Source organism: Saccharothrix sp., from assembly GCF_031180885.1.
In the GTDB taxonomy this organism is placed as follows: Bacteria; Actinomycetota; Actinomycetes; order Mycobacteriales; family Pseudonocardiaceae; genus Actinosynnema.
The window spans coordinates 1-5962 of record NZ_JAPSLK010000117.1; the positions used below are offsets into that span (position 1 = coordinate 1).

A 5962-nucleotide genomic window follows, 5' to 3' on the forward strand; every position below is an offset into this window, starting at 1 on the left:
CGGTGGGTCTTGCAGTTCGGGCAGAACTTCTTGATCTCCAGGCGGTCCGGGTCGTTGCGCCGGTTCTTCCTGGTGATGTAGTTCCGGTGCTTGCACTCCTCGCACGCGAGGGTGATCTTCGGGCGTACGTCGGTTGCAGCCACGGGTCCTTGCCTTTCTAGAGCGCACCTGCCCCGTGGGCCCAGTACGGGCTTACCGCCTGGCGGGGATCTTCACGAAGTAGCGGTGGCCGGACTTGAACCGGCGACACAGCGATTATGAGCCGCTTGCTCTACCAACTGAGCTACACCGCTTCGCACGACTACAGGCCGCGCATGCTAGCGCACCGCGGCCAAGTCGTGGAGCCCCTTTACGGAATCGAACCGTAGACCTTCTCCTTACCATGGAGACGCTCTGCCGACTGAGCTAAAGGGGCTTGCTCTTTCGTTCTTGCCGAGCGAGGAGAACTCTACAACAACGCCGCGCGGTTCACGAAATCGGGGGGTCCCTTCAGTGCACCAAGGTGAGCACCGTCTCATCCCGCGCGCCCCTGACCTGCACGGTTCGCGCCCGCAACCAGGCCTCGAAGCGCTCCTCGGACAGCGGCCGGGAGATCAGGTAGCCCTGCGCCACGTCGCAGCCCATCGAGACCAGTTGGTCGCGCGCGGCGTCGTCCTCGACGCCCTCGGCGACCACGGTGAGGCTCAACGAGTGGCCCAGCTCCACGATGGACCGGACCACAGCCATGTCGCCGAGGTCGGTGCCCATGCCGAGGACGAACGACTTGTCGATCTTCACCTCGTCCACCGGGAGCTGGCGCAGGTAGGCCAGTGACGAGTAGCCGGTGCCGAAGTCGTCCACGGCGAGCACGACGCCCATGGTGTGCAGGCGGCGCAGCACGGGCAGCGCCCGCTCCGGGTCGGCCATCACGCCGGACTCGGTCAGCTCGAAGGTGAGCAGCTCCGGCGGCACGTCGTGCTTGAGCAGCGCCGCCGCGACCCGGTCCGGGAACTCCTCGTCGGCCAGCGTGCGCACGGACAGGTTCACCGCGATGGACATCCGCAATCCGCGGTCGATCCACCGGCGGACCCGGTCCAGCGCCTTGTCCATCACGAAGTCGGTCAGCACGTCCACCAGGCCGGTGGCCTCGACGGCGGGCACGAACTCGTCCGGGTCGACGCGGCCGAACTCGGGGTGCTTCCAGCGCACCAGGGCCTCCGCGCCGACCACCTGTCTGCTGGGCAGCGCGACCTTGGGCTGGTAGTGGATCGACACCTGGCCGCTCTCCAGCGCCGACCGGAACTGGGTGACCAGCTGGAAGCGGCGCAGGAAGATCTGGCCCATCGACGGCGCGTACGCGCGCAGCGGCTCGCCCTCGCTGGTCGCCCGCACGGCCACGTCGGCCCGCTGGAGCAGGGCGTCGGCGTCCGGGTCCTCGATCTCGCAGTCGGCGGTGGACGCCCAGCCGACGACCGCGCCCGCCTCGACGGTGAGCCGGTCCACCGGGTACGGCACGGACAGCGCGGCCCGCAGGCGTTCGGCGATCTCCTGGATGCGCTCGGCCTGCCGGTCCACCAGCAGCGCGGCGAACGCGCCGCCCTCCAGGCGGGCCAGCGGCACCTCGGGGCCGAGTTCGTCGCGCAGGCGGCGGCCGGCCGCGACCACCATCCGGTTGCCCCAGGCCTGGCCCAGCGCGTCGGACACGGTGGACAGCACGTCGAGGTCGACCCGGATCACCGCGGACCGGTGGGCCTGGCGCATCGGCTCGGCGGCGGCCTCGCGCAGGCCGGGCCGGTTGAGCAGGCCGGTCAGCGGGTCGTGGTAGGCGTCGTGGCGCAGCCGGGCCAGCAGGCGCCGGTTGTCCACGGCGGTGGACAGGTGGCTGGCCAGGGTGCGCAGCAGCTGGAGGTCCGCCTTGCCGAAGCCGCGCCACCGGCTGAGCCGGTCGTGCACCTCGACCGCGCCGAGGAGCTGGGTCGCGCCGCGCAACGGCACCACCAGCGCTTCCTGCGCGTCGCGGCGGACCAGGGCCTCGGAGACGTCCTCGCCGGCGTCGACGATGCGGAAGTACCGCACCTGCGAGCCGGGCAGCTGGAGCATGGCGTCCTCGCGCAGCTGGCGCGGGTCGTCGCGGCGCATCCCCTGGGGCAGCGGCTCGCCGGCGACCAGGGTGCGCATCGGCGCTTGCGGGTCGGTGCGCAACCGCAGCACGACCCGGTTGGCGTTGAGCTGCTCGCGGATGCGCTCGGCGATGAGCTGCCACTCGTCGTCGTCGGCGCGGGCGTCGCCGCCGTCCGGGGCCGCGCCGCGCGGTCCGGTGGCGTGCCGGCCGGAGCGGGCCACCCGCAGCGACACCTCGCTGAGCGTCTCCAGGTCGCGCTGCTCGCGCAGCAGACCGGAGTAGGCGAGGTAGATCGCGGTGATGCCGGCGAAGACGAGGACGATCAGGACGCCGCCCCACGGGGCCTTGTCCGCGATCTCGTACCCGGCGAGGCCGGCGGAGGTGTTCAGCAGCGCCACGACCAGGGTCTGCAGCACCAGCCGCAGGCTCGGGCCGACGCGCATGCCCTTGCCCATCAGCCGCAGCGCGGTCAGGCCCAGGACGCTGGCCAGCAGCGGCACGGCGATGGTGCCCAGGAACGCGCCCGCCCACTTGGGGCCGTTGCCGTCCAGGAACAGGTCCACGGAGTGGGCGACCGCGAAGGCCACCGAGATCTCCATGAACATCAGGCCCGCGTTGTAGACGGCGCGGTCGAGCACCCGGCGGCCGAGCAGCGTGCCGACGCCCGCGACCACGTGCGCGGCGAGCACGACCTCGAACGGGGCGACCAACAGGCCCAGGACGAGCGGGATCTCGGTGAACGAGATGGTCCAGGCCACTCCGCTGCGCACGTCGACGTTGATGGCGAGCTGCTCGGCGAGCAGGAACCCGACGACGAGCAGCGGTCCGGTCCACAGGAGGTGCCTGGGGTCCCGGTCGGGCAGCCACGAGCCCACGGCGACCGCGGAGAGCGTCCCGGCGAGCAGGAGCAGTACCGCGAACACGCTGAACGCGCGGGTCGTGGACCGGGTCGGCGCGTTCGGCGCCGTGGCCGACACGTGGTCGGACATCCACCCTCCTCGTCGGCCGTCGTCGCGGTCGGCCGGGTCGCGGCCTACGAACTCCTGGCGTGACTGAGGGGTCCCGAACACCCACCGAGACCCCTCCAGGGGTGCCAATGTACCCCGGTTGGGCGACGAAATGGCAGGTCGTTGCACCGATTACCACGAAAGGTAACAGTTCGGCTCACACGATCAGCTCCCCTGCCAGCACCGTCACCGCTCGTCCGGCGAGCCGCACGCGATCACCGGCCAAGATCACCCGGACCTGCCCGCCGCGCGGCGAGGCCTGTTCGGCGAGCAGCTCCGCGCGGCCGAGCCGCGGCGCCCACCAGGAGGCGAGCGTGCAGTGCGCGGAACCGGTCACCGGGTCCTCCGGGACCCCGTAGGAGGGGTAGAAGCAGCGGCTCACCACGTCGAGCCCGGGGCGGTCGCCGGGCGCGGTGACGATCACGCCGCGGCCGGGGACCTCGGCCAGGGCGGCGAAATCGGGCTGGAGCGCGCGGACTTCCTCGGCGCTCGCGGCTTCGACGAGGACGTCGGAGACGCCCTGGGCGACCGCCTTGACCGTGATGCCGGGCAGGCCGGCCTTCAGCGGGGTGGTCACCTCGACGGGGGTGGCCGGGTCGGCCGGGAAGTCCATCTCCACCCAGCCGTCGCCGGTGGTCGTGCAGGTGAGGTCGCCGCTGCGGGTGGTGAAGGTCCGGTCGCCGCCCAGGACGTGCGCGGTGGCGAGCGTCGCATGGCCGCACAGGTCGACTTCGCGGACGGGGGTGAACCAGCGCAGCGGGAGAGGGCCTTGTTCTTTTAGGCGCACAAATGCGGTCTCGGCGTGCTTCATCTCCGCCGCGACGGACTGCATCCAGCGCTCGTCGTCCGCTTTGTCGTCGTCCTCGATCAGCACGACGCCCGCGGGGTTGCCCGCGAACGCCCGGTCGGTAAAGGCGTCCACCACGAAAATGCGCACGGTCGCAGGCTACGGCCATGGTTACTTTCCCGGTATGGACCCGCTACTGCCCGCCATCGCGCCGGTGCGGCAGCCGTACTCGTTCGCCGAGCTGACCGCCGACGCGTTGAACGCCAGTTGGGGCGCGTTGCGCACGCACAGCCTGACCTGGCACCCCGACGCCGACCTCGACGCCCAGGTGCGGGACTGGCCGCTGACCGGGGCCGGGGACCACGAGACCGCCGCCCTGGTGACCGTGCCGAGCCGGGCGGTGGCCGCGGCGGAGGTGCTGGTGCGGCACGGTTTCGCACCCCTGCTGGTGACCGCGGTGCGGCGGGCGGGGCTCGGCGGGCCGCCCGGCGCGGCGGACGTGCGGATCCGGCGGGTCGAGGCGGCGGACGTAGCCGTGGCCGTGTCGGTGAACGTGCAGACCGTCCGGTACGACGGCTGGTTCGGGATGGTCAACGAGCGGCCGTCCACCGCGGACCGGCTGCGCGAGCACATCGAGGCCCGGCTGACCTGGGACGAGCCGGGCCTTTGGCTGGCCGAGCGGGACGGCACGCCGCTGGGCGTCCTGTACTACGACATGCCGCCGCACTCGGACTGGATCGCGGGCCGCACGTCCGCGTCGCCGGTCGTCTACCTCGGACTGCTGGGCGTGCGGGAGGCGGCGCGCGGTTCCGGCGTGGGCAGTGCCCTGGTGGCGCACACCCACCGGCTGCTGGACGAGGCGGGCATCGCGGTCACCCTGCTGCACCACGCCCTGCCGAACCCGCGTTCCACCCCGTTCTGGTACTCCCACGGCTACCGCCCGCTGTGGACGACGTGGCAACGCCAGCCGGCTCTCTAGACGCGCACGAGTTCCTTCATTTCGCGGGGCGCGGTGTCGCGCAGCCCGTCGCGGATCACGTCCAGGCACTCCCGGGCCTTGGCCGCGGCCAGGTGCTGCGCGGCGCCGCTGCCCACGGCTTCGCGCAGGACGAGCCAGACGGAGGCGTCGTCCTCGCGGACGGCGGTGAGCAGTTCGCGGGGTTCCGGGTAGGGGTGCAGGGCGATGCGCTCGGTGTGCGCGCGGAGGTCGTGCAGGGTGTCGCGGTCGACGCCGGTGCGGATCAGGCGTTCGAGCTTGGCGGGCAGGTCGACGGAGACCAGTTCCGAGGAGGAGAGCGGGCCGAAGTTGAGGACGGCGTTCAGGCCGTATTCGAGGTCGTCGGCGGCGTTGAGCACCTCGCGGACGTGGTCGCGGGCGGCGGGTCGGGTGCGCCTGCGGACGGGGTTGCGCCGGAGGGTCGGGTTGCGCCGGAGGGTCGGGTTGCGCCGGAGGATTGGGTTGCGCCGGAGGATTGGGTTGCGCCGGAGGATTGGGTTGCGCCGGAGGACCAGCCCGAGGGCGACACCGACGGCGAGGGCGGCCAGGGCGACCCAGATTTCGCTCATGGGTTCGAGTCTGGTCGCCCGCGCACGACATCCGCGTGCGCGCACGACGGCCGGCGGTCTGGCAGCGCCGAGAGGTCACCCGGACTTCGGTTGCGCTGAACAGCCCAACCGATCGGCGTGGCGACGTGATCCGAACGGCCGAGAGGGGGAAGGTGACCCCGAGGCTCTCGTCCGCCCGAGTGAACCCCGATCCGAGGGGTACTCAAGCCGTAGGTCGAGACCTCCTGAGAGACAAGGGGATGCACAACGGGCGAGGGGGTCGCCATGACCATCGCGAAGGAACTGTCCAACCGGGCGAAGGCCATGCTGAAGGCCGTAGCCGCTGGCAGAGGCCAACTGTCGGGCGGCGTCGAGCCGGACCTGTACGTCGACGGCCTGCCGTGCTGCGACCAGACGACCACCCACGCCCTGGTCCACGCCGGCCTCCTCCGCGCCCGCCGCGCCGTGGGCCTGTACGAGCGCACGGACGCCGAACTGACCGACGCGGGACGAGCAGCCATC

At 71.9% G+C, this 5962-nt stretch carries 6 protein-coding genes and 2 tRNA genes; 2 read left to right on the forward strand and 6 right to left on the reverse strand.

Annotated elements, in window-relative coordinates; all coding sequences use genetic code 11:
• The 5 genes from rpmG to RIN75_RS43785 form a co-directional block, all read right to left on the reverse strand.
• Window positions 1–143: 50S ribosomal protein L33 (gene rpmG / locus RIN75_RS43765; RefSeq protein ID WP_309118023.1), on the reverse strand; the 143-nt coding region annotated here is incomplete at its 3' end.
• Between the two features lie 77 nt (window positions 144–220).
• Window positions 221–293 (reverse strand) — tRNA-Met (locus RIN75_RS43770).
• Window positions 294–339: 46 nt separating this feature from the next.
• Window positions 340–415: transfer RNA gene (locus RIN75_RS43775), tRNA-Thr, on the reverse strand.
• Window positions 416–489: 74 nt separating this feature from the next.
• The gene (locus RIN75_RS43780) at window positions 490–3090 is read right to left on the reverse strand and encodes a bifunctional diguanylate cyclase/phosphodiesterase (protein ID WP_309118018.1); all 2601 of its coding nucleotides are present in this window, start codon (window positions 3088–3090) and stop codon (window positions 490–492) included.
• A 175-nt stretch (window positions 3091–3265) separates the two neighbouring features.
• Window positions 3266–4045 (reverse strand): PhzF family phenazine biosynthesis isomerase, encoded by a 780-nt coding sequence (locus RIN75_RS43785; RefSeq protein WP_309118019.1) that lies wholly within the window; start codon window positions 4043–4045, stop codon window positions 3266–3268.
• Window positions 4046–4079: 34 nt separating this feature from the next.
• Here RIN75_RS43785 and RIN75_RS43790 point away from each other — a divergent pair, with 34 nt between their 5' ends.
• Complete coding sequence (locus RIN75_RS43790) at window positions 4080–4874, forward strand: GNAT family N-acetyltransferase (protein ID WP_309118020.1); 795 nt, start codon at window positions 4080–4082, stop codon at window positions 4872–4874.
• Here the strand turns inward: RIN75_RS43790 and RIN75_RS43795 are convergent.
• Window positions 4871–5461: a hypothetical protein gene (locus RIN75_RS43795; RefSeq protein WP_309118021.1), complete on the reverse strand. Its 591-nt coding sequence runs from the start codon at window positions 5459–5461 to the stop codon at window positions 4871–4873. The two genes, RIN75_RS43790 and RIN75_RS43795, sit on opposite strands and share 4 nt — an antisense overlap.
• 264 nt (window positions 5462–5725) lie before the next feature.
• On the opposite strand from RIN75_RS43795, the gene RIN75_RS43800 reads away from it, so the two are divergent.
• The coding region (locus RIN75_RS43800) for a hypothetical protein (RefSeq protein ID WP_309118022.1) at window positions 5726–5962 on the forward strand (237 nt) is incomplete at its 3' end.

Bases quoted from the DNA above. Each gene is read 5' to 3' on its own strand.
- RIN75_RS43780 (WP_309118018.1), bottom strand. From the start codon at position 3,090: ATGTCCGACCACGTGTCGGCCACGGCGCCGAACGCGCCGACCCGGTCC.
- RIN75_RS43795 (WP_309118021.1), bottom strand. From the start codon at position 5,461: ATGAGCGAAATCTGGGTCGCCCTGGCCGCCCTCGCCGTCGGTGTCGCC.
- RIN75_RS43790 (WP_309118020.1), top strand. From the start codon at position 4,080: ATGGACCCGCTACTGCCCGCCATCGCGCCGGTGCGGCAGCCGTACTCG.